Origin of the sequence: Chryseobacterium sp. YIM B08800 (assembly GCF_026163565.1) — a bacterium.
Taxonomy (GTDB): Bacteria; Bacteroidota; Bacteroidia; order Flavobacteriales; family Weeksellaceae; genus Chryseobacterium.
Genome location: NZ_JAPDKN010000049.1, coordinates 1 through 23,087 on the forward strand (window position 1 = coordinate 1; position 23,087 = coordinate 23,087).

The 23,087-nt window shown below is 32.6% G+C and carries 23 protein-coding genes; 7 read left to right on the top strand and 16 right to left on the bottom strand.

Translation table 11 applies throughout. The features are described from left to right. Nucleotides 1–99 precede the first annotated feature (99 nt). A complete protein-coding gene (locus OEW74_RS16480; protein ID WP_265429514.1) occupies nt 100–600 on the top strand; it encodes a hypothetical protein in 501 nt (166 codons plus the stop codon). Nucleotides 601–633: 33 nt separating this feature from the next. Here the strand turns inward: OEW74_RS16480 and OEW74_RS16485 are convergent, their stop codons facing one another. The 8 genes from OEW74_RS16485 to OEW74_RS16520 form a co-directional block, all read right to left on the bottom strand. Next, a complete protein-coding gene (locus OEW74_RS16485) occupies nt 634–912 on the bottom strand; it encodes a hypothetical protein (protein ID WP_265429515.1) in 279 nt (92 codons plus the stop codon). Nucleotides 913–963: 51 nt separating this feature from the next. After that, a complete protein-coding gene (locus OEW74_RS16490; RefSeq protein ID WP_265429516.1) occupies nt 964–1,125 on the bottom strand; it encodes a hypothetical protein in 162 nt (53 codons plus the stop codon). Between the two features lie 15 nt (nt 1,126–1,140). Next, nucleotides 1,141–2,148: a cytochrome-c peroxidase gene (locus OEW74_RS16495; RefSeq protein ID WP_265429517.1), complete on the bottom strand. Its 1,008-nt coding sequence runs from the start codon at nt 2,146–2,148 to the stop codon at nt 1,141–1,143. A 44-nt stretch (nt 2,149–2,192) separates the two neighbouring features. Beyond that, nucleotides 2,193–2,786 (bottom strand): hypothetical protein, encoded by a 594-nt coding sequence (locus OEW74_RS16500; RefSeq protein WP_265429518.1) that lies wholly within the window; start codon nt 2,784–2,786, stop codon nt 2,193–2,195. A gap of 51 nt (nt 2,787–2,837) precedes the next feature. After that, nucleotides 2,838–3,596 carry a hypothetical protein gene (locus OEW74_RS16505; protein ID WP_265429519.1) on the bottom strand — a complete coding sequence of 253 codons (759 nt, stop codon included), beginning with the start codon at nt 3,594–3,596 and terminating at the stop codon, nt 2,838–2,840. Between the two features lie 15 nt (nt 3,597–3,611). Continuing rightward, nucleotides 3,612–3,908 (bottom strand): type II toxin-antitoxin system RelE/ParE family toxin, encoded by a 297-nt coding sequence (locus OEW74_RS16510; RefSeq protein WP_265429520.1) that lies wholly within the window; start codon nt 3,906–3,908, stop codon nt 3,612–3,614. Beyond that, a complete protein-coding gene (locus tag OEW74_RS16515) occupies nt 3,859–4,236 on the bottom strand; it encodes a hypothetical protein (RefSeq protein WP_265429521.1) in 378 nt (125 codons plus the stop codon). Before OEW74_RS16515 ends, OEW74_RS16510 begins: the two co-directional genes overlap by 50 nt. Before the next feature lie 304 nt (nt 4,237–4,540). Next, nucleotides 4,541–5,245, bottom strand: coding sequence for a DUF6261 family protein (locus OEW74_RS16520; protein WP_265429522.1), 705 nt, complete (start codon nt 5,243–5,245; stop codon nt 4,541–4,543). Nucleotides 5,246–5,741: 496 nt separating this feature from the next. Here OEW74_RS16520 and OEW74_RS16525 point away from each other — a divergent pair, with 496 nt between their 5' ends. Continuing rightward, nucleotides 5,742–7,100 (top strand): DUF3696 domain-containing protein, encoded by a 1,359-nt coding sequence (locus tag OEW74_RS16525; protein WP_265429523.1) that lies wholly within the window; start codon nt 5,742–5,744, stop codon nt 7,098–7,100. Next, on the top strand, nt 7,100–7,591 hold the full coding sequence (locus tag OEW74_RS16530) for a hypothetical protein (protein WP_265429524.1): 492 nt from the start codon (nt 7,100–7,102) through the stop codon (nt 7,589–7,591). The genes OEW74_RS16525 and OEW74_RS16530 overlap by 1 nt, the downstream gene beginning before the upstream one ends. A gap of 221 nt (nt 7,592–7,812) precedes the next feature. Here the strand turns inward: OEW74_RS16530 and OEW74_RS16535 are convergent, their stop codons facing one another. The 6 genes from OEW74_RS16535 to OEW74_RS16560 form a co-directional block, all read right to left on the bottom strand. After that, a complete protein-coding gene (locus tag OEW74_RS16535; RefSeq protein ID WP_265429525.1) occupies nt 7,813–8,403 on the bottom strand; it encodes a DUF6624 domain-containing protein in 591 nt (196 codons plus the stop codon). A 314-nt stretch (nt 8,404–8,717) separates the two neighbouring features. Beyond that, on the bottom strand, nt 8,718–10,703 hold the full coding sequence (locus tag OEW74_RS16540; protein ID WP_265429526.1) for a urocanate hydratase: 1,986 nt from the start codon (nt 10,701–10,703) through the stop codon (nt 8,718–8,720). Nucleotides 10,704–10,971: 268 nt separating this feature from the next. Further along, complete coding sequence (locus OEW74_RS16545) at nt 10,972–11,388, bottom strand: endonuclease domain-containing protein (RefSeq protein ID WP_265429527.1); 417 nt, start codon at nt 11,386–11,388, stop codon at nt 10,972–10,974. 222 nt (nt 11,389–11,610) lie between these two features. Beyond that, the gene (locus OEW74_RS16550) at nt 11,611–15,810 is read right to left on the bottom strand and encodes a T9SS type B sorting domain-containing protein (RefSeq protein WP_265429528.1); all 4,200 of its coding nucleotides are present in this window, start codon (nt 15,808–15,810) and stop codon (nt 11,611–11,613) included. Nucleotides 15,811–16,117: 307 nt separating this feature from the next. Further along, the gene (locus OEW74_RS16555) at nt 16,118–16,462 is read right to left on the bottom strand and encodes a phage holin family protein (RefSeq protein ID WP_265429529.1); all 345 of its coding nucleotides are present in this window, start codon (nt 16,460–16,462) and stop codon (nt 16,118–16,120) included. A gap of 93 nt (nt 16,463–16,555) precedes the next feature. Then, nucleotides 16,556–16,978 (bottom strand): PaaI family thioesterase, encoded by a 423-nt coding sequence (locus OEW74_RS16560; RefSeq protein ID WP_265429530.1) that lies wholly within the window; start codon nt 16,976–16,978, stop codon nt 16,556–16,558. 104 nt (nt 16,979–17,082) lie between these two features. Here OEW74_RS16560 and OEW74_RS16565 point away from each other — a divergent pair, with 104 nt between their 5' ends. Further along, entirely contained in the window at nt 17,083–17,637 is a 555-nt protein-coding gene (locus tag OEW74_RS16565) for a hypothetical protein (RefSeq protein ID WP_265429531.1), read from the top strand. 61 nt (nt 17,638–17,698) lie between these two features. Next, nucleotides 17,699–19,006: a DEAD/DEAH box helicase gene (locus OEW74_RS16570; protein WP_265429532.1), complete on the top strand. Its 1,308-nt coding sequence runs from the start codon at nt 17,699–17,701 to the stop codon at nt 19,004–19,006. 93 nt (nt 19,007–19,099) lie between these two features. On the opposite strand, the gene OEW74_RS16575 is transcribed toward OEW74_RS16570, so the two are convergent. Continuing rightward, entirely contained in the window at nt 19,100–19,990 is an 891-nt protein-coding gene (locus tag OEW74_RS16575) for an SMP-30/gluconolactonase/LRE family protein (protein WP_265429533.1), read from the bottom strand. Nucleotides 19,991–20,245: 255 nt separating this feature from the next. Between OEW74_RS16575 and ccoG the strand changes: the two genes are divergently transcribed. Beyond that, on the top strand, nt 20,246–21,688 hold the full coding sequence (gene ccoG, locus OEW74_RS16580; protein WP_265429534.1) for a cytochrome c oxidase accessory protein CcoG: 1,443 nt from the start codon (nt 20,246–20,248) through the stop codon (nt 21,686–21,688). A 4-nt stretch (nt 21,689–21,692) separates the two neighbouring features. On the opposite strand, the gene OEW74_RS16585 is transcribed toward ccoG, so the two are convergent. Then, nucleotides 21,693–22,571 (bottom strand): AraC family transcriptional regulator, encoded by an 879-nt coding sequence (locus tag OEW74_RS16585; RefSeq protein ID WP_265429535.1) that lies wholly within the window; start codon nt 22,569–22,571, stop codon nt 21,693–21,695. 114 nt (nt 22,572–22,685) lie between these two features. Here OEW74_RS16585 and OEW74_RS16590 point away from each other — a divergent pair, with 114 nt between their 5' ends. Further along, nucleotides 22,686–23,030 (top strand): MerR family transcriptional regulator, encoded by a 345-nt coding sequence (locus OEW74_RS16590; protein WP_034757421.1) that lies wholly within the window; start codon nt 22,686–22,688, stop codon nt 23,028–23,030. The last annotated feature ends 57 nt before the right edge of the window (nt 23,031–23,087 follow it).

Here is a 23,087-nt window from a genome sequence, read left to right on the forward strand (position 1 = left end):
ATTTCTTAATGTTAAAAATAAATATCAAATTTAAACAGCCTCTTAGTTTTTACATTTTTTTATCTTTGAAAAATAAAGCACATTGAAAATACAATTTAAATGAAAGAAGAAAATGTAAATAAGCTGAATGCTCTGTTCTCAAACCTAAAAACGGAAGAACAAAAGCTGAAAGAAAGTCTTGAGAAGAAAAAAAGCGAAGATGATTTATTTATTGAAGGTTTTAAAACTTTATGCAAAAACTTCATCGATCCAAAAATGCAGGAATTCAGAAGAATGTTGAGGCAAAACGGATTTGGCTGTAAGGTTTCATTTAACGAAGAAATTAAAAATGGATTAGGAATTAATGCGCAGACCAATATTAAGCTTCAGATTTCAAGAAATGTAGATTCTAATTTTTATGCGAATGATAAGTTTCCGCATATTATGTTTGTTGCCGATAAAAATCTAAAAAGAATCGTTGTACATCAGGATAATATTTTCCAAAACGGAACAGGAACTGCCGCTTTAAAAGAACGAAACTATACTCTTGAAAATCTTCACGAAGACGATATAGAAAAAGAAATTCTGGAATCTGTGGAAAATATTTTAATGAATAAATAATTTTAAAACCTATGCTATTGCAGGTTTTTGTTGCTAATCTCCGTCACCACCAATACTGTTGAACTCTTTTGTTGAATAATGCAGGAAAAGTAAGATGAGTAAATCTTCAACTGATTCGTCTGCTTCGATGTAAAAAACAGTCTCTTTTGATTTATGGTTTACTTCCTGAATTTCTATGAGTAATTTTCCTTTTTCAAAAAGTTGATTGGTTTTAGCTAATTTAAAGTAATATATTCTGACATCTTGCCCTGACTTAATGATTCTGTCTTTTGCAAGATCTGTAAAGTAAATAACTCTTTTAGAAAGACTCAATTCTATGTCATTCTTCAGAAAGCCTACATTTTTAATATCATAAGTGCGCGATTAATATTCTATACAATGACGGATTCTGAAAAAATGAGATTCATCTACAATTTTTCCGATTTCCTGGCGGGTTTCCGAAAATAAAACGAAATCTTTCTTATCATATTGAGCAGTATAATTTTTAAAGAGATGAATGTGCTTGATAGGGTTATTATCTTTCATTTTAATCAATAAAAATTATTTCTTCTGAAACTCCGCATTAGAAACCAAAACAGAATCATTTAAAGCTCCTAAAAAAGCCAGCAAATCTTCCTTTTCTTTCGAATTAAAAACAATCGGTTTTTCTAATTGTCTCGCTAAAGTTGGGCTTTTAACAATTCCATTTTCATAATGATCCAAAACTTCATTTAATGTTTTAAATCTACCGTCATGCATATAAGGATTAGTGTAGGCAAGATTTCTCAAACTTGGAATTTTAAACATCATTTTATCTGCAGGCTCAAAAGTTTTGTTCCATTTCCCGTAATCTTTTAGTTCGAAATTATAAGAAAGTCCATTATTGGCAAATTCATAGGTTGAAAACAAAGGTTCTGTATGACAAGAACTACAATTTTGTTTAAATAATTGGTAGCCTTTATTTTCCGATTGAGTAAATTTTGCTTTTCCCTGTTTTACTTTATCATATTTCGCATTAGCAGAAACAATCGTTAACTGAAACTGTGAAAGTGCTTTCATAAGTCGTTCAGAGGTCGCTAAACTGTCACCAAAACTTTTGTAGAAAAGGATTTTGTATTCTTTTGATTGATTCAATTTTCTTACAACAGCATTAATATCCTCTCCCATTTCTTTTGGATGATTAATCGGCGCTAAAGCCTGAACATCGATATTCACAACCGAACCATCCCACATAAATGTTTTTTGCCAAGCCAAATTAAAAATTGCAGGAGAATTTCGGTCTCCGATTCCGTCTTCAATTCCTTTGCTTAAATGATTTCCGGCATGCGAAAAAGCTTGGTTCGACAAATGGCACGAAGAACATGAAATTGTATGATCTCTTGATAAAACAGGATCATAAAAGAGCTTTCTTCCCAACTCAACAGTAGACTGTTTTAGCGGATTTTTCTTAAAATCATAAATCGGTTTCGGAAAATAATCAGGATAAATCAATTGAATATCCTGAAGACTGTAAAATGCCATCAGAATAAAAAATGAAAGGAAACCTAACTGTTTAAATTTAGAATACACAAGAAGGTTGATTAGAGGAATTAATCTTTGCTTTCTATTTAAAATTATTTAGACTTTTTATTTTTTAGTTTCTTTTTTGAAGTAATGACAATTGCCCCGTACTTTGCTTTTTCACCATAAATAGTTGTTGCTGATTTTTCGTCTAAAATATTGATTGATGCAATGTTTTCTGTATTTAGTTTTTTCATTTTGTCTTCAGAAATTCTAAATCCATCTAAAAAAATTCTTGGCTGTGTAGATTCAATATCTTCTTTTGAAGGCATTCCTAACCAATGAGATACTCCAATAGTATCATTAACCTTTCTAAATCCATAAAAGCCCTTTTTCAAATCAATTTGTTTAAACTCTTCGTCCGTTTTTATTTCTTGGGCTTCAGCTGTATTCGAGATTCCTACTGTGGTAATTAATCCTAAAGCTATTTTCCCTAAAACGGATAATGCGATATTTCTATTTAACTGATGAGTTCTAAAATTTCCGCAAATGTTGGAGTTAGACTTTACTTCTTCATAAAGTTCTTCGTCTGAGCTATTGGTAAAATCTCGTACAGTTTTACTGCAGACTTGGCAGAATTTTCCTTTATCACTGGAAGTCATTTCATCCCAGTTTTCGAAACAAGGGTTTGGAATATTTAATTTCATACTGTATTTTTTATGTTTAAAAGATAGTAAAGAATTAATTACAAAACAACCCTACAAATGAAAATACCTCGGATCAGGATATTGAAACTCAAAATTTAATTCTTCAATTAATTTGTTTGGGGAAATCGTTCTTCCGATATCTGTTCTTTCACCCGAGTAAGGCAAATCTTTTTGCGCATTGATTACCTCTTCTTTGTTTGGATGAATCGGGGCAACTACATTGTACACTTTGGATTCAGAATGATTGTCCAGCATTTTTTCTACTACCAAACAAATATCTGCATAATGAATATGATTCACCAGCATTTCTAAATTTGAAATATTATAATTCTTTAAAAGTCGCTGATCCCCCATTAATCCGGCTAATCTCAGAATATTAGCTTTTGGAAATTGATGTAAGATAAAATTCTCACTTTCCACCTCTTCAGCAGGCTGATCATCTTCTGTAAAATTTTTGTCAATCTGAGGATAAACACCCGTTGAACTCATTAAAAACAATTGACCTTTGTAATCTCCAAGAAATCTCAAAAGATTCTGCTGTTTTTCTTTCATAGAAACCTGTGCTCCTCTAATTCCTGAAAACGGAACGGTAATAATCACAGCATCTAATTGTGGCAAAACATCCCATTTTGTTATTGTTTCGGATGAATGATCGGGAAAATCAGCCAAAGTTGGATGATATCCTTTTGATTTAAATTCTGCTATTTTAGATTCGGATGTCGTGGTAGCGAAAATTTCATATTGATCAGATAATCGTTCTGCAATATGATTTCCGAGCCAGCCACAGCCGATGATTCCTAGGTTTTTCATGTTTAGTTTTGATTATTATTTTAATGATTCGTAATTATCATAAGGATCTTGAAAGTTTTGGAGGATTCTGTGAATATACAAAACATCATTTTTGTAATTATAAATAATAGTATTGTGCTTAGTCAAAAGAAATTGATGAAAATGAGTATCCTCATACTTTTGAAAAATCACTTTTTTGTCAAGTAAAATATTGATTGCGTTTTGAAATTTTTCAAAGAAATCTACCAAAATATCAATGCCCCATTCTTCCAAAAGATATTCTTCAATACTTAGTAGATCCTGTTGCGCTTTTCCAGATATTTCGTAACGCATCTTCTTTATATTTTTCAATACGTTTTTTCATGTTCTCCAAAACAATTTCTCCAGGAACTCCTTTTCCATTTTTAAAATCTTGTTCAGTTTGTTTCAAAGATTCCAAAATTTCTTCTTTCGTTTCGTTGCGCCATTGTTTAGGTTCGATGGTTTTTGAAATCACTAAAAGCTCTTCCGGCGTGAATCTTTTTTCTTTTAGTTTCTTGAAAAAAGTAGGTTTCTTAATTCCTGATTTCTCAATAATGTAAGACATTTTGAAAGGAGAATTTTTCAGAATCTCATCAATATTATTTTGAATCTCGATGTATTTTTCTATTTCCGCTATCATGTTTTTAAAATTTTAGATTCTAAATTTTATATTTTAAATCGATAAAAAAGATACTTTTTGTCTCATTATATGATACAAATATAATCAATTTATGATTCCAAATTATAGAAATAAATATCAAGAACATTAAATATCTTTGAGTCTGTCGTCATTTTTTTCTATTCCGTTTGTCATCCTGAAAGGATCTCAGCACGAATCATATTATTTTTCTTATGATATACTTAAGTTCTCATTGGAATGATAAACATTGAAAGCTTTTTTAATCAGCCAACAAAAAACTCAGCAATTCTGCTGAGTTCTTGATTTATGGTTTATTGTCTTGAGATGGCTCCGGTTTGATATCCGAATTTTTCGCTGCTTTTACCAGCTCATTCGTATCGTTGTAGAGCAATTCCCAACCCGGAACGTCTTTCATTGCGGTTAAAAGGTTGAGGTAAGTTTTTAGGTTTTTCTCAAGATCTTTGCGAATAGCTGATGCGCTGGTCATCTGCCGGAGATCGGCATTCGCTTCCGCCTGATCTGCAAATAGAGCTTCAAAATCCTCATGCTTTGTTTTCATTTCCATAAAAGCAGGATTCAGGGAAAGAAAAGCTATTTTCTGTTGATTTTCCTGGCTTTCTAACGTTTCGATCAGCTTTTTCATTTGTGCTGATTGTGAAGAATAGCTTAAACGGTCGAGGTTCAGACCGAAAGTTTTGAAAACGCTGTACAGATCTGCCGCCGACTGATAATTAGGTGCCGTCTGAAGCTTTCGGTAACCATTCAGAAAGGCTTTCAGATTAGTGTAAGCTACATCTCTTTCGTGGTCTGCTGTGGCAACATCTTTTCCTTTTCCGCTGTAGATCTGTTTGGTGTAGACCATATCGTATTCGGTGTAGGAAGTCTGCAAAGTTGCGGTTAGCGGATGGTTGGAAATTACAGGATATTTTCCTGACTGAATGTTGCTGATAATTCTCTGAGCCAAAGTCGCAAGATCTTTAGTACTCAGTCTTACTAATGAAATTTTCATCTTTTAAATGTGTTTTAATTATTAATTATTCATGAAATAACTAAAACAAATATAAATAATTCTGCATTTAGTTTAAAACATTTTGTGGGAAATAAAATTCAGTTGCAAGAAGTTCTCCTCAACTTGTGGGAGACTTCCTGCAATTGCAGAAGGTTACAAACAAGGTTGTTTTAAACAAAATGCGGATGCAGGAGGTTTGTTTTAAGGGTGTTTTTGAGGTTCTGCGGATGCGGGAGGTATTCACTGGATCAGCTTTGGAATTAGTATTCCCATAGTGAACTTCACTAAAGTAAACTTCAAGTTTACACATTAAATTAATCTTTAATACGAGCAACAATCCCACAATAGCGAGTCTATAAATTTAAAGAATTTGAGATTTTCATAGTTTTACGAGAAACAGTAATTGAAAATTTACAGTATTTTATATATTTGGTAATTATAATTTGTTTCACCTATTATCTAATCTAAAACTTAGCTAAACAATAGCTTGTAAAACATGGGAATAAAAAAGATAAAATTAAAAAACTTTAAATGTTATAAAGAAATAGAATTGGATATTGCCAAAGTAACTCTCTTAACAGGCGCAAATAGTAGTGGTAAGAGCTCATTACTATATAGTATATTAGGATCAATTCAATCTAGGGAATTTCCATTTTATTTTTCTCCAAATGGGAAATATATAAATATGGGAGATTATACAGAAATAGTTAATAATCATAATACGAATGAAACAATAGAAATTGAATTTACGATTAATGAAGATTTTAATGAGAAAGTTTTAACACAATGGAAAATTGATAAATTAAGAGATTTGCCTGAACTTTATTATTTGGAGGCTTCAAGTGATTTTTATAATCTTAAAATAAAAAAGGTTAGAAAATATTCATTAGATTTTGAATATTTTAAAGATAAGGATCCCCAAAAAGAATTTCGTTCTCCAGAGATTCTCTCAAAAGTTTTGTCAAATGTAAGTAATTTGGTAAACGAAATGATGATTAAGCAATTTGGTAAAAAAGAGAAGGGGAAAGATAGAGATGAAAAAAAAAGATATGGATCAGTTAAAGAAAAATTAAATTTTAGATTCACTGATTTAAATGAGCTAAAAACATTAATTAAGGATGACGGAAATTATTATCTTGATAATATAGTATCATCAATAACAAACAATTTCAAATCATATGACGATAATATAAATTTCATAAGTTCTTTTAGACTATATCCTGAAAGAACCTACTACGAAGCTTCAAAATTTGATTTAAAAGTTAGAAAATTTGGAGAAAATTATGAGGATCAAATTATTGCATGGGAAACAACAAAGGATGAGAGATTTAAAAAATTATGTGAAATTCTTATTGAATTAGGATTATTATATAGTATTAAATCAAAAAGACTTTCAGGTGGTAGATACGAAATTTTAGTTCAAATTAAAAAAAATGGAATTTGGTCTTCAATAACAGATGTTGGATTTGGTATAAGTCAATTTTTACCAGTAATTGTCGCTGATTTACAGCTTAAAAAAAATTCAACATTATTTATAGCTCAACCTGAAATACATCTCCATCCGAAAGTTCAAGCCCAATTTGCTGATTACATAATTAATAGGATTAAAAATGATAATAAAAATTATATAATTGAAACTCATAGTGAATATTTAATCAACAGATTAAGACTTGCTATTTGTGAAGAGCGAATTTTAGAGGATGAAATATCAGTCATTTATATTGAAAATGAAGATTTTGAGACAAAAAATTATAAATTAGAGTTAAAAAAAGATGGTCAAATTATTAATGCTCCAGACAGTTTTTTTGATACCTATATGTTAGATACTATGAATATTGTTTTAAACGCTAAATAATGAAAGACATATTTATTGATAATAACATCGCAAAAAACTTTGTAACTCCAATTGATGATGAATATAAGAATCTTATAAAATGGATTTTGGAATACGATACTAATAAAGTATCAATAAATCCTGAAGAAAAAGCTAATTATGCACATTTAGTAGTAAATCAAAAGATATTAGTGGAATATATGAGGAGTTCATACAATTGTCATAAGTCTACCGCAATTCCTGTTTTAATTTCAATCCTTACAAGGCAAGGCAGAGTTATTAAATTTGAAAATAATTTGATTAAAGAAATAAAAAACAAGCTTTTTACAAAGCAAATTCTAAGAAAAATATTATCGAATGAAGAAGATCATTGTCATATTTGCACAATTTTAAATTCAAATAGAAAAAAAGTTTTAACAAATGATGAAAATTTAACTAAAGATCTCTCAAATTTTCCAGGTGCTCATATTCAAGTTACTGATAGACCAGAAAAAATTAATTACCGGGAATAGTAATATAATAGTCAAGCTTATTACAAACTCAAATAAAGAAAAACCAATGGTGATAAATTACAATCAGTAAGCAAAACAAATATTAATAAAAACCTGCCTCGCAGCAGGTTTTTCCATACTTTCTAAGGTTTTTTGAAAATGAATATTTCTGCGTTATACTTCGCTGCCGCGAGCTTCAAGCTCGTGCCATAAACTAAATTGAGTGAGTACGAGCAAGATGCTCAATTCGGACTGAACTGAATATTGAAATTCTTTAAATAATCCTCTATTGGTTCCAATCCCATTTCTTTTCTTCTTTCGTTTACAGTTTCAGGATTTTCTAATTTATACAATTTACCATTTTCTATTTGTGAACCATATATTTGGGGGTTTCCTTCGTCCATTAACATCCTATCTTTCATCAATGCGTATTGTTGTTTAGATAAGTCTCCATTTTCAACCGCTTTCTCTATGTGTGGAAAATATTTTTTTCTGATTTCTTTAGTACTATGTTGCAGTCCCAACCAGATTGCATCCATTTGTCTTTGATCCACCTCCTTTAATGTTGGCATACCACACTTTTCAATAATGCTAATCACTAATTCTTGATTCCTATGATCTTCTTTAGCATATTTGATGGGTTCATTTGATTTTCTAATCCTTTGGTCACTTTCTAAAACTTCGCTCAGGATTTGACGTTTCTTGCTACAATCGACTTCAATAATATCTACTGAACCTACATAGACAAATTTATCCCTATTCATATAAAGGAATATTGATATAATTAAAACAATAGCGGTTAATATGCTAAATACTATTTTTTTTATTTTCATTTCTATTTTTTGTGTCATATCCCAAAATAGGTTGACCATTTTTGGTTAAAAATCAATTGCTCCCAAAAGTAGGAATTATTTTTAAGTATCGGAATAAAGTATGGATAATTTTTTCCCGATCTCGCGGATTTGCAGTACGTGAGCAAGAATAAAGCACGGATTAAAGATCCGAGCTATCATAAAAAGAAAAACCTGCTGTGAGGCAGGTTTTTCTTTTTCAATACAATAACTTCTCGATACGCTTTTTTCAAAAGCTACTCGAAGTGACGGATTGCTTTATCATTTTCAAATTAACTCATTTTCAAATTCTAAAATTAAAAAAGACTCTCATCTACAAAATTAGGCAACGTTACTTTCAGATTCGGTTCAACTTCCATCGCCCTTTTAATCGCGAAAACAGCCCCTTCATTTCTTGCCCAGCTTCGTCGGGAAATTCCGTTGTTCACGTCCCAGAAAAGCATTGACTTTAATCTTCTGTCTGCATCATCGCTTCCATCCAATAACATTCCGAAACCACCGTTGATCACTTCGCCCCAACCAACGCCTCCTCCATTGTGGATGGAAACCCAGGTCGCCCCACGGAAACTGTCGCCAATCACATTGTGAATCGCCATATCTGCCGTAAATCTCGAACCGTCATAAATATTGGAAGTCTCTCTGTACGGCGAATCTGTCCCCGAAACATCGTGATGATCTCTACCCAAAACTACCGCTCCGATCTCTCCGTTTTTAATAGCTTTGTTGAAGGCTTCTGCAATTTTCATTCTTCCTTCTGCATCGGCGTATAAAATTCTCGCCTGTGAACCCACCACCAGTTTATTTTCCTGTGCCCCTTTGATCCACTGGATATTATCTTTCATCTGTTGTTGGATTTCGCCTGGAGAATTTTTAATCATTTCCTCTAAAATCTGGCAGGCAATTTCGTCTGTTTTCTGTAGATCTTCCGGTTTTCCGCTGGTACAAACCCAACGGAACGGCCCGAAACCATAATCAAAACACATCGGCCCCATAATATCCTGAACGTAACTTGGATATTTGAACTCTCTTCCCAACGTAGGATTTTCAGACATTACATCGGCTCCGGCTCTTGAAGCTTCCAATAAGAAAGCATTTCCGTAATCGAAGAAATAGGTTCCTTTTTCTGTATGTTTATTGATCGCTACAGCGTGTCTTCTTAATGTTTCCTGAACTTTTTCTTTGAATAATTCAGGGTTTTCAGCCATCATCGTATTAGATTCCTCAAAACTTTGTCCAACAGGGTAATAACCTCCCGCCCAAGGATTATGAAGTGAAGTCTGATCTGAACCGATATCAATTCTTAGATTTTCCTTATCAAATTTTTCCCAAACTTCAACGATGTTTCCAAGATAAGTCAGAGAGACCACTTCTTGATTTTCCTGCGCTTTTCTCACTCTCGCAACTAATTCATCAAGATCTTCATGGATCTCATTCACCCATCCCTGATCATGACGAATCTTGGTGATCTTCGGATTCACTTCTGCGATCACGGTAACACAACCTGCAATATTTCCTGCTTTTGGCTGCGCTCCCGACATTCCGCCTAAACCAGAAGTAACGAACAATCCGCCTTTTGGCTCTTTATTTATTTTTCTGAAAGCATTTAAAACCGTAATTGTAGTTCCATGAACAATTCCCTGCGGACCGATGTACATATAAGATCCTGCTGTCATTTGTCCGTATTGCGTCACACCCAACGCATTGAATTTTTCCCAATCATCAGGTTTAGAGTAATTCGGAATCATCATTCCGTTGGTCACAACCACTCTCGGTGCGTCTTTGTGCGAAGGAAATAATCCCATCGGATGACCTGAATACATTGTCAAGGTTTGTTCGTCTGTCATTTCAGACAAATATTTCATCGTCAAAAGATACTGTGCCCAGTTGGAGAAAACAGCACCGTTTCCACCGTAAGTAATCAATTCGTGTGGATGTTGTGCTACAGCATAATCCAAGTTATTCTGAATCATCAACATAATCGCTTTTGCCTGTTCAGATTTCCCCGGATATTCAGCAATATCTCTCGCTTTCATCTCATAATCCGGACGGAAACGGTACATATAAATTCTTCCGAACTCATCGAGTTCTCTTTTAAATTCTTGAATTAATTCTGAATGAAACTTTGGTTCGAAATAACGCAAAGCGTTTTTCAGAGCGAGTTTTTTCTCTTCATCCGTTAAAATTTCTTTACGTTTCGGAGCGTGGTTGATATTCGTTTCGTATGGTTTTGGCTGAGGTAATTGATTAGGAATACCTTGTTGTATCTGTTCTTGGAAAGTCATTATATAGTTGATGGTTTTTTGTTGATCGTTGATTGTTTTTTTGTGGTTTTAAAGATATTCAAATTAGAAAACTCGTGCAAATCAAATGAGAAAATATGTAGAGCGACGGGAATTACCCTCCTTTGGAGGGGTGGCGAAAATTCGGAAGAATTTTTGACGGGGTGGTTTCTAACAGCATATTTTTAGAAAAATTATTGCTTGGCTATATTACCACCCCGTCTTAATTTTCGAAGAAAATTAATCCACCCCTCCAAAGGAGGGGAATAATTTAGAACCGAAAATTTTCAATAATAAATTCTTCAAGGTCTTTCATTACAACAGACAAGTTATTTTTCACATCAAAATCTGTAGTTCTGAAAACTTTTAAACCTAAAGATTCAAGATATTTTTGTCTTACTTCATCATAAATTATTTTGGTATTATGGCTCCAACCATCAATTTCAATGGCTAATCCTAGATTTTTCACATAAAAATCTACAATATAGTTTCCAATAATTCTTTGACGGTCAAAATCTATATTGTGAAATGTTTTTGCCCGAACTTTTTTCCAAAAAACTACTTCGCTTAGAATTCTGGCTTTTCGTTTTCCTGATAAGAGTTTATTTAAATTAGGATTATAAGGAAGATTTTCTACGAAATTCCTGCGGATGAAAACTCCATGGATTTCTGTTAAAATTTCATTCATCATTTTTGTGTTTATGAAAAGATAGTAATATTTTTTAATTGTGTGAAATATAGAAAAAGAGGTATTTTTTTAACCACCTCGTCTCAATTTTCTTTGAAAATTGATCCACCCCTCCTTTGGAGGGGAATTTAATACCTTGAAAACAAAATGATTTATATTTTAAATACAACAAAAACCTCACTGAAATTCAGCGAGGTTTTATCGTTTTAATTATTTTTAAAATTAATTATTATTCTTCACTAAAACCCATCCCGTAAATGTTCTTCCATCCGGAAGAGTGATTACATACCAATAACTTGAAGTTGGTATTGGTCTTCCGGCAATCGTTCCGTCCCAAATAATCTGGGTATTGGTGTTTTGTTCGAAAATTAAATACTGATAACGGTCAAATACTTTTACGTTGGTCATTTTATTTCCGAAAACATGTAGATTTCTAACAATCCATTTGTCATTAAAGCCATCTCCATTTGGTGTAATTGTATTTTTAATGTCTAAAATAACACCATCCTGTTTTACAATACATTTTCCTTCAACATATTTCACATAGAATGTTGTAATTCCTGTCGGTAGATTATAGAAAACATTCGTTTCCTGCCAATTAATACCGTCAATTGAATAGAGAATCGGCTGTGAACCAATAGCAATTATGGTATAGGTATTACCACTCGCAATCATATTCTGAATAACCGGAACATCGTAATATTTTGCTTCAAAAGTGGTTGTGTAAGAACATCCATTGTCTGAAATCACCGTTACGGTATAGGTTCCTACCATTCCAGCATTAACGAGAGTATCTGTAGTCGAAACTATTTGCCCCGCAGGATTTGTCCAGACATAACTTATAATGGTATGGTCTTTTACGTCTAAAGTATAGCTAAATGTAGCATCCGGACAGAAATATTGGGTAGGAATTTCAAAAAACGGAACTTTTTTAAGAGAAATTTTAATGGTTGCTATCTCAGGACATAATCCGGGAACGCTCACTTTTATATAAACTATATCTGATCCTAAATTTTGATTAAAAGAATAATTCGCAGGATTCGAAATCGCATTTGTTCCTGAATTTAAATCAGCTAAAGATGTATAATATGTAAACGTAACATTACTGCCTGTGAAAATCTGTGATTCATATTGGGTAAGATTTACATTTTCAATTCCGTCATTTAAGGTATCGCAGACATTGTTCAAAAGGAATGGCCCTGAATTTTGAAGTACCACCTTTGTTCCAATAATAAAATTAATCGTTGAGATATCATCACACCCAGGAATATTCATCACTTTTACCCAGATCTGCTGTGGAAAAGGGTTTGCCGTAAAGCTTTGTGGATTTGTAATTGGATTCGTTCCGTTTTGTGCATCACTTTGGGTGAGATAAAAAGTGAAAGTATTAATTGTATTCGGAATATCTACATAAAGATTGGTATAATTCATCAGATTGACCTCATAAACTCCATCAAGATTATCATCACAAACTGTTATGGTTGAATTAATTGCTTTTGGAGGAAAATATGTATTCAATTCAATCGGCGCAACTGAAAAACAACCGTTCGTTTTCGATTGAAATCTAGCCCAAACCTGCACCGTAGAAACTGTTGTTACAATACTGTTCCCGATCTGGGTGGAAGGAACTCCTGCATTAGCTTCTGCTAAAGTATTGTAATAAGTAATCGTCATATCAGAAATCGGATATGTATTCTGAGAAGGTAAAAACATCTGTGAAATGGCATCATTTAGCTGAAAAGTTTCATTCAGATTAAAATCTTCGTCACAAGTATTTAAAACCGCATTTTTTAATACAATTACCGGTAAAAAGGTCATCTGAATATTTAATTGTGATGCAGAAAAACATTCATTATTATTAAATTTCACTTTCACATACACCGTTGCACTTCCCTGAACAGGAAATTGTCCAGGATTATTAATTAGCCCTGAAAAAGTGTGTGTCGCAGAATTATATGAGGTATAATAAGTAAATGTGACATTCGAACCACTATAAATTTGAGGCTGAGCCAGCAAAAGATTATACAGTTCTACCCCATCATTATTGTTATCGCAAATATTAGTAAGATTAATATTGACAACAGCATTCACAGCCGGAGTTGATACCAAACTAATGGTAACCGGATAGATCTGAGTACAATTGTAAGAATTAATTTTCACAAAAACCTGTCTTGTACCAACAACATTTACACTGGTTATAGGATTAGTACCATTTTGAGCATCAATTTGTGTAAGATAGAAAGTTGTAGTTGCATTTTGATTTCCGATAATTGCATTAGAAAATTGAGCAAGCGGAACAACTTCTGTATTATCATTATTAAAATCACAAACACTAAAATTGGAATTTACAATCACCGGATGAACCAAATGTACATTAATCGTTCTAATTGTATAACACGTTTCGCTTTGCTCAAACCGGACGTAAAAGGTTTTGCTTACAAAGTTTCCGTTTTCTGTAATTGTTTGAGTGGGTGAAATAGGGCTTACTCCGTCTAATGCAGCTAAATAATTGTCATAAAATTCTGTAATTGGTACTGTTGGTGGTGCAACAAGCATATTTGCAGAAAGAGTCTGAAGATTCACAGTAATATCATCGGTACCATTGAAGCAGATATATTCATTTTTATTATTAACCAAAATCTTGGTAAATATGATATTTAAATTAACAGTAACCACTGCAAAACATCCTCCCGGAATCTGAACCCTGATGTAAACTGTGTACTGCCCTTCTTTAATCGTTCCTATTGTAGTTCCGGAATTATTATACGCTTCTGCAAAAGTCTGATAAACCGTAAAAACAGCTCCCGGTTGTGTCGTAATTAGAGGGCCAATGTTTAATGCAAAATCAAAAGGTTCATTATCATCTGCATTAATATCACACATCGTATACGAAAAATTAATCGGTGAATTGGCATTCACTCCCGGTTGGAAACTGAAATTCACAGGTCCAAGAACATAAGTACATGTCGCATCCTGTAATCTTACCCAAACTTTCGTGTTTGTTGTAATATTTGCCGTCGTTACAGCATTTGTGTTATTTTGAGCATCAGACTGAGACAAATAATATGAAAATCCCGATGTTCCCGCAGGAAAAAGCAGATTGTTTAAGAAACTTAAATCATAGTTCTGTTCGATTCCATCATTGTTGGTATCACAAAGTAAAATGCTATCAGTCAAAAGATTTTTGGTAAGAAAATTCAAGGTAAGAACCGCTACTCTGAAACATCCGGGAACATTGGGGTTTTGAATTCTTACATATAAAACCTTATTAGAATTGAGCAGATAACTCGTAGAAATACTGTTCTGATTATTCTGCGCATCAGCTAAAGACTGATGAAAAGTAAAATTAAAACTCGCCGGATTTTGTGAAGTTACATTAGGTTTAAAATCATTCAGATTAAGCTGAATTGGTGCATTTCCACAAAAATTTTGGGTATAATTTCTTGAAATCGGATAAGATGGATCAAAATCAAGAATAAAATCATCAGTCAGCGTGAGATTGCTATTTCCACAAATATTAAAAACAACATTGGCGGTATAAACCTCATTCTGCGTAGGACACAAAGTAGCCTGAATTCCTGAAGCTACAGTTTGTCCTGCTGAATTAGTCCACGTCACCGTTGGCTGAATCGTGCTTCCATTAGGAGTAAACCTCCATGCTTCCTGCAAAGCCTGCCAATTTCCGGTATTTCTTGAAGCCGGAGAATATCCTAAAGTTCCTGTATCATTTATAATTCCGATCAAAGCATTTTCAAACTTTCTGGTTGGGCACGGCGTGAGTTTTTTATCTACAAAAACTTCTACAATATTTGTTGTTTCATGCAAAACAATTTGTGACGAAGACCGATCGGTACAACCGGCAACTCTTCCGTCATAATAACTGATTACAAATTTGCGGTAAGGCGCAGTTCCTATTGTAGAATAGTAAATTTCAGAAGCGTCTGAGGCAGAAAAAACCATATCGTGGTACACTCCAAAAATAGAATTCTTAGGTAAACTCTGATTTGGATTTTGCCAAAGAACATTGGGATAATTGATATTTCCCTGCTGATTCAAATCAAAAGTGACCATTCCGTTTGAACCGATCACAACAGATTCAAAATATTGATTAAAAAAACAAAATTTAAATGGTAAATCTACTTTTGGCGTAAATAAATCATCAAAATTAGCATTCAGCGCCGTTCCTTGGTTCAGTGGAATTGACGGATCGTACGTTCCCTGAGTAAGTTGGTACGTTGTAGCTTGTTTCAGCTCTGGGTATTCTACATGAAGCGGAATACAACCATTAGCATCGAGATCATTTGTACATGTTACATGAAAATTCTCATTTCCCAGAGCGTCTTTCACCTTCACACTTATGGGAATTTGGGAATAAGCACAACAACTGACAAACAACAAGAAAGTTTGTAAATATTTTGTCATGTAAATTTGGTGTAAATAAAATTATTAATTAATCAAAAACAAATTACTAATAAATATATTTTAAAAATAATACTTTTTAATTAATAAATACACAATCATAATAAATTATTAATGATTGTTAATATTTTATTAAAATCACAACAAAAATAAAGCCACAGACAATTTTTCTCAATCAAATTCTAATGTACGGCACTTAACTTATTTTAAATCAAATAGATTTAAAATTTTCATTAATAATTACAAATACAAAAAAAATGATAACCAATTGATTGATTATCATTTATAAATATTTTAATTTTAAATAAATTTAATCTCCGTCGGAAAACATCGAATTAGCAAGCGAAGTCACTACAGAAAGTGCTATACTGAAAATAAATGCCCACCAAAAGCCATCTACAACCATACTATCAATAAAATAATCTGCGATAAGGATAATAATAGCATTAATTACTAAGGCAAAAAAGCCTAAAGTAATAATCGTAAGTGGCAAACCAAAAAGACTTAAAATAGGTTTTACGATAAGATTTAAAAGCCCTAAAACAATGGCAAAAATAATCGCAGTTGAAAAACCTTCAAAATGTACACCCGGTAAAATCTTGGTTAACAAAAAAGCTACAATAGCTGTAACCAGTAGTCGAATAATTAAGTTCATAGTATTTAATTTTATATTATTGGTTTTTATAAACAAAACTTATTCCAATCATATTCAATCGATGATGAACACTAAGTTTTCTTTGTTTTAAATTTATTTAATTTTCATCATTGTAACCAAAGATGTTGCTACATGACTTTCCGAAGTTCGGTTTTCATCAACTGTATAAATTTCAGTTCTGATAACACTGATTTTGGAACCTCCTTTTACTACATAAGATTTTGAAACCAAGGCATCTCCTATTGCAGGTCTTAAATAATTTACCTTCAATTCCACTGTTACTACATAACAATCTTCCTCATAATGACTTACGGCAGAATATCCTGAAGAAACATCAACCAAAGAAGCAATCATCGCTCCGTTGAACATTCCGGCTTTTCTGGTCATCAACTCCATTTTAGGGATTTTGATGGATACAAAATCAGTTTCTACTTCTAATAATTCAGCTTTGTAGAATTTTAAAGTTTCAGAACGGCTGAAACTATCGGTCATGAGTTTTGTTTTTTCTGGAGTCATGTTTATGTTTGAGTGTTTATGCAAATTTCTGTAAAATTTATTTTAAATAGTTTCTTTATTTTTGTTGAAACACAAAAATTTGTTTTAATTTAATAAAACTTCTAATGAAAAATTTACTTTTATTATTTTCAATATTCATTTTTATTGGTTGTAAAAAAAATCCAGATAGAATTGAAGAAATGAGTGCAAATAATGGTAAGAATTATATTAAAAAACATTTCAAAAATAATTCAAAAATAAAGATGGAAGTCTTTGATAAGGAATCAGATTTATTACTAACTGAAACTCATTTTAAAGACAGTCTTATCACAAAACTCATTGAATATTATCCTAATAGAAAACCGAAAATCATTGCTAAAATACTTGAGCATCCAAATTTCTTTAATGGAGAATGCTACTTAGAAGATGGAAGAAAAGAAAGCGAAGGCTCGTTTTTTTATAATTACAAGAAAGGAGAATTAGTAAGAGTAAGTGACTGGATTTTTTATAATCCGAAAACATTAAAAGCAGATTCAATCTGTAATTATTTCAGCAATGGTGACATTTCTATTCTAAGAAAAGTTGATAGAATATATCAAGACAAAATAGTTACAATTCAATATTATAAAATTAAAAGTTCTAAAAATTCTAATGAATGGGAAATTGAAAAAGTACAATAGTGTAATAAAAAGATGATAGCCACCAAATGCAAGCTACAACAAAATCCCCTACCTTTGCAAAATGGAATTAGAATCTATTTATAAAAAACTGCAGATTCAGGATATGAATCAGATGCAGAAAACAACATATAAAACGACAGAAAACAACACCGATGTTGTTTTACTTTCACCAACAGGATCAGGAAAAACACTTGCTTTTTTGTTTCCGGTTCTTAGAAGTTTATCAAAAGAATCGACAGGAATTCAAGCTTTAATTTTGGTTCCGGCAAGAGAATTAGCTTTACAGATTGAGCAGGTTTTCAAATCGATGGGAACAGATTTTAAGGTAACTGTTTGCTATGGAGGTCACGATAAAAAGATTGAAATAAACAATCTCAAGGAAGCTCCTGCAATATTGATCGGAACTCCGGGAAGAGTTGCCTATCATATGAGAAATAAAAATCTTGATGTAAAAACAATTAAAAACCTGGTTCTGGATGAGTTTGATAAAGCTTTAGAATTCGGTTTTCATGACGATATGGAATACATTATTGAAAACATGTACAATCTATATCAAAGAATGCTGACTTCGGCAACATCGATGGATGAGATTCCAAAATTTACCGGTTTAAAAGATGAAAAAGTAATTGACTTCTTAAAATTAGGAGAAAATAAACCTGATATCCAATTAAGAAAAGTAATGACAATTTCTGAGGAAAAACTGGATACTTTGTTCCACCTGATTTGTAAAATCGGAAACAAAAGAACCCTTATCTTCTGTAACCATAGAGAAACGGTTGACCGTATTGCCGATTTGCTTTTAGATAAAGGAATTGCCCGAGAAACCTTCCACGGCGGAATGGAACAGGATGAAAGAGAACGTGCTTTGCTTAAATTCAGAAATGATACAGCGAGAGTTTTAATCACCACAGATTTAGCGGCAAGAGGTTTAGACGTACCGGAAGTTGAATCGATTGTTCATTATCAATTACCGACAACGGAAGATGCTTTCATTCACAGAAACGGTCGTACCGCAAGAATGAATGCAAAAGGTTTTGCTTATCTGGTGATGACCGAAGATGAGAAATTTCCATTCATTAAAAAAGATACACCTGAAGAATCTGTAAAAGAATTTTCTAAAGTTCCTGCAAACCCGCCATTCCAAACAATTTATATCAGTGCCGGAAAAAAAGATAAGGTCAATAAAGTAGATATCGTAGGATATTTATTGAAAAAAGGAGAATTGCAGAAAGAAGATTTAGGTCTGATTGAAGTAAAAGATACAACTTCTTATGTAGCAGTTTCGAGAAACAAAGTGAGAGATTTACTTAAAAAACTAAGCACTGAAAAGCTGAAAGGCAAGAAAGTGAAAATGGAAGTTGCTTATTAATTTGAGGTTGAGGCTAAGGTTGAGGCTAAGGTTGACACTAAAAAAATCAACCTTAACCTTAACCTTAACCTTAACCTTAACCTTAACCTTAACCTACTTCAACCCTTTTGTCTTTGTCTGCAAAGTATAAACCGATTTTGAAGCGGTAATAAACAGAATATTGTTTTTCTCCCCTCCGAAAGTTACATTTCCTGTCCAGTCTTCAGGAATTTTAATGTGATAAACTTTTTTACCTTCAGTATTAAAAACAGTAACACCATCTCCTGTAATATAAAGATTTCCATCCTGATCAAGCGTCATTCCGTCTGATCCCATTTCACAAAAAAGCTTCTTTTCAGACAATTTTCCGTCGCCTAAAATATCATAAACATAGGTTTTTCCTGCATCAATATCTGAAACGTAAAGTTTTTTCAGCTGTATACTTCCGATAATTCCATTGGGCTGTACAAAAGTTTCAAGTTTTGAAATTTTGCCGTCTTTATTTCTGTAATACAGATTTTTCTCTGGAATTTCTACTTTAAAATTTTGCCAATACTCTCTTTTATACAAAGGGTCAGTGAAATAAATTCCACCATTACCATCAAGCCAAAGGTCATTGGGTCCATTTAATCTTTTCCCTTCAAAACCTTTTGATAAAACCTCAATCGATTTGTCTTTGCCAATTTTCCAAATTTCACCTTCGTTGTCTGAACAGGTAATTAAATTATCATTCTCATCGAAATACGTTCCGTTGGCTCTTCCGGTTTTGTCTAAAAACAAAGATACTTTATCGGTTTTCCAGTCCCAGAAATAAATTTTATCGTTGGGCTGATCTGTAAAATAAACATTTCCGGTTTTATCTGTTGCCGGACCTTCGGTAAATGAAAATTGATTTGATATTAATTTTGGTTCGGTGTTTTCAAGCATTGCATTGTAATTTGGTGATTTGCAACTGAGAAATACCAAAACCAAACCAACAAGACCCGCATTCAAAATATTTTTCATTTCTATAAATTTAAGGCCTACAATTTACGATTTGTAAAAAGCTTAGCCAATTTTACGAAACCATTTATTTGGTTTAACAATAATTAGCAAAATGTCCTTTTTGTACTATTCTATAAGTGTTTAATATTATTTATTGAATCTTAAAATCAAGAGCTTTGTATCATCTTTAATGAGGGAAATTTAGACTAAAAATTATTTCAGAAATGATTGATAAATTCTCTAAAAAAGTCCTTTTAATTCAATAAAATTCAAAAAATGAGCATTCAGCAAGGCAATATAAAAATTCCGGGAAGTGATGGTGAGGCATTCAGAGATTCTGTAGGAACAATGGATGATACAGGAAAACGAAAATGGGTTTTCCCAAGAAAGCCAAAAGGTAAGTTTACCAATTACAGAGATTATACAAGTTATGTTTTATTAGCTTTATTTTTTGGAATTCCGTTTTTAAAAATTAACAACAACCCGTTTCTTTTAATCAATCTTATCGATAGAAAATTCTTTATTCTTGGTCAGTCATTTTACCTTCAGGATTTTTTTATTTTAGCTTTAGGAGCAGTGATCTCTGTCATTTTTGTGATGCTATTTACGGTGGTTTTCGGAAGAATATTTTGTGGATGGTTGTGTCCTCAAACTGTTTTTATGGAAATGGTTTTCCGAAAAATAGAATATTGGATTGAAGGCGACCGTAACAAACAGATGAAACTCGACAGACAAAGCTGGGATTCTGAAAAAATAAGAAAAAGAGTTTTAAAATGGTCAGTATTCTTTATCATGTCAGTGATTATTTCCCACTTTATGTTTATGTACATTGTTGGGTACGAAAATATTTTTAAAATCATTCAGGAAGGTCCGGTTGAACATCCTTTACATTTTACGGCAATGCTGTCTTTTTCCTTGGTCTTTTATTTTGTTTTCACTTGGTTGCGTGAGCAAGTTTGCACCTTGATATGTCCTTATGGAAGACTGCAAGGTGTGTTAATCGACAAACAGACCATCAATGTATATTACGATAAAAAAAGAGGAGAAAACCGCGCTAAATGGAGAAACGGAGAAGACAGAAAATCTTCAGGAAAAGGCGATTGTATTGATTGTGGACAATGTGTCGTAGTTTGTCCAACGGGAATTGATATCAGAAACGGTCAGCAACTAGAATGCGTCAACTGCACTGCCTGTATCGACGCTTGTGATGAGGTAATGGTAAAAGTAGGTTTACCAACCGGATTGGTACGTTATGCCACAGAATCAGAAATTGAAACCGGAAAAAAACTTGGAATAACTTCAAGAATGATCATTACCACAATTTTTCTGACGTTATTGATAGGGTTTTTAGGATTTTTATTAAACGACAGAGGTTCTATGGAAGCAAAATTTATAAAACCTGCGGGATCTACATTTTTTGTGAGAGACGGAAAAATCATCAATAATTTCACCTATACTTTTTTAAATAAAACCAATGAGAAAAAAGTAATTACCATAAAAGTGACGCAACCTAATCATGCCGAAATTATTTCATCAGGACCGAGCAAAATCACATTAAAAGGCGACCAAATTCTTAAAGGCTCAATTAGCATCGCTTTCCCTGAAAATGAAATAAAATCGTCCAAACAAAATTTAACCATCGTTGTTTTAGATGAAAAAAATGAAGTTTTAGATACTTTTGAAACCACCTTTGAAGGACCTTTTAAGCTCACATTGTAAAGTATCAATGTTTATGGTCTTTAATAAATTGCGAGGGTGTAATTCCTGAATTTTTACGGAACATCCTCGCAAAATAAGAATACTCTTCATACCCCAATCTAAAAGCAATTTCCACAAGACCTTCATCAAGATAGATGAGCATTCTTTTAGCTTCCAGAATCACTCTTTCGGTAATAATCTCAGAAGCAGTTTTCTGCATAACAGTCTGTGTAATTCTGTTAAGATGCTTTGCCGAGATATTCATTTGTGATGCGTAATAAGCAATTGATTTTTGAGAGGTAAAAAGTTCTTCCAATAAGTTTTCAAAATCCTGATAATGCTTAAAATAAGACACACTGGTTGCTAAAGTTTTCTCATCATCTTTAGCAAACTTTCTTACCGAATGAATATAAATTTGAGAAATAAGTGAAAGAATAAATCCCTGTTTCATTACATTCTGAGACTCATGCTCACTTCCAATAGCCTCAAAAAGGCGAATCATATTTACCAATTCATCAGATTCAAGCTGAAGCTTTCTCGAAAAACTCGGAGAGTTAAAAAATGGAAAATTTTTCAGCTTCTGATTAACGTAATACATTTCGTAATAAGGCTGAGAAAAAAAGAAAATATAACCATCGGTATCCGGAGAAAGTTCCCAACTGTGAACCTGTCCCGGAGAAAGAAAAAACAGACTTCCTTCAGAAACATCATATTTTTGAAAATCTATTTCATGAATTCCCGTTCCTTTAGTGAAAATAACGGTGACATAAAAATCATGACGATGCGGTTTTTCGATATGTTTATGACTTGAAATCAAATGATTTTTCAACGTATTGAAATAAAAATCCGGAGCATTTTTCTCTGACTGAAAAAGATTGATGTGCAATACCGAGATAGAATTCATCCTGATTAATTAAGTGTGAAAGAGAACAAAAATACGCTTAAACTGCACATTTTACAACGTGTATTTGTAGTAAAGCTTAAAAAATATTTATCTTTGATTTTTCAGGATTTTATAATGAAGACAAATTTACCCGACAAACTGTATTATTCGATAGGAGAAGTTGCGAAAGCTTTCGATGTAAACGCTTCATTGATAAGATATTGGGAGCAAGAATTCCCAATCATCAAACCTAAAAAAAACAAAAAAGGAAACCGCTACTTCACTCCCGAAGACATCAAAAACCTTAAAATCATTTATCATTTGGTGAAAGAAAAAGGTTATACGCTTGATGGAGCAAGAATTGCGTTAACAACCAACTCAAAAATTTCTGAAACCGTAACCTTAATTGACCGTTTAGAATTCGTAAAAGCAGAGTTGCTTAAACTAAAAGATTCTTTGGTGGAAAAAGATTCTGAATAATACTATCCACAAATATCAGTAAAACAACTGATATCCAAAAATCTGTTTAAAAATTAT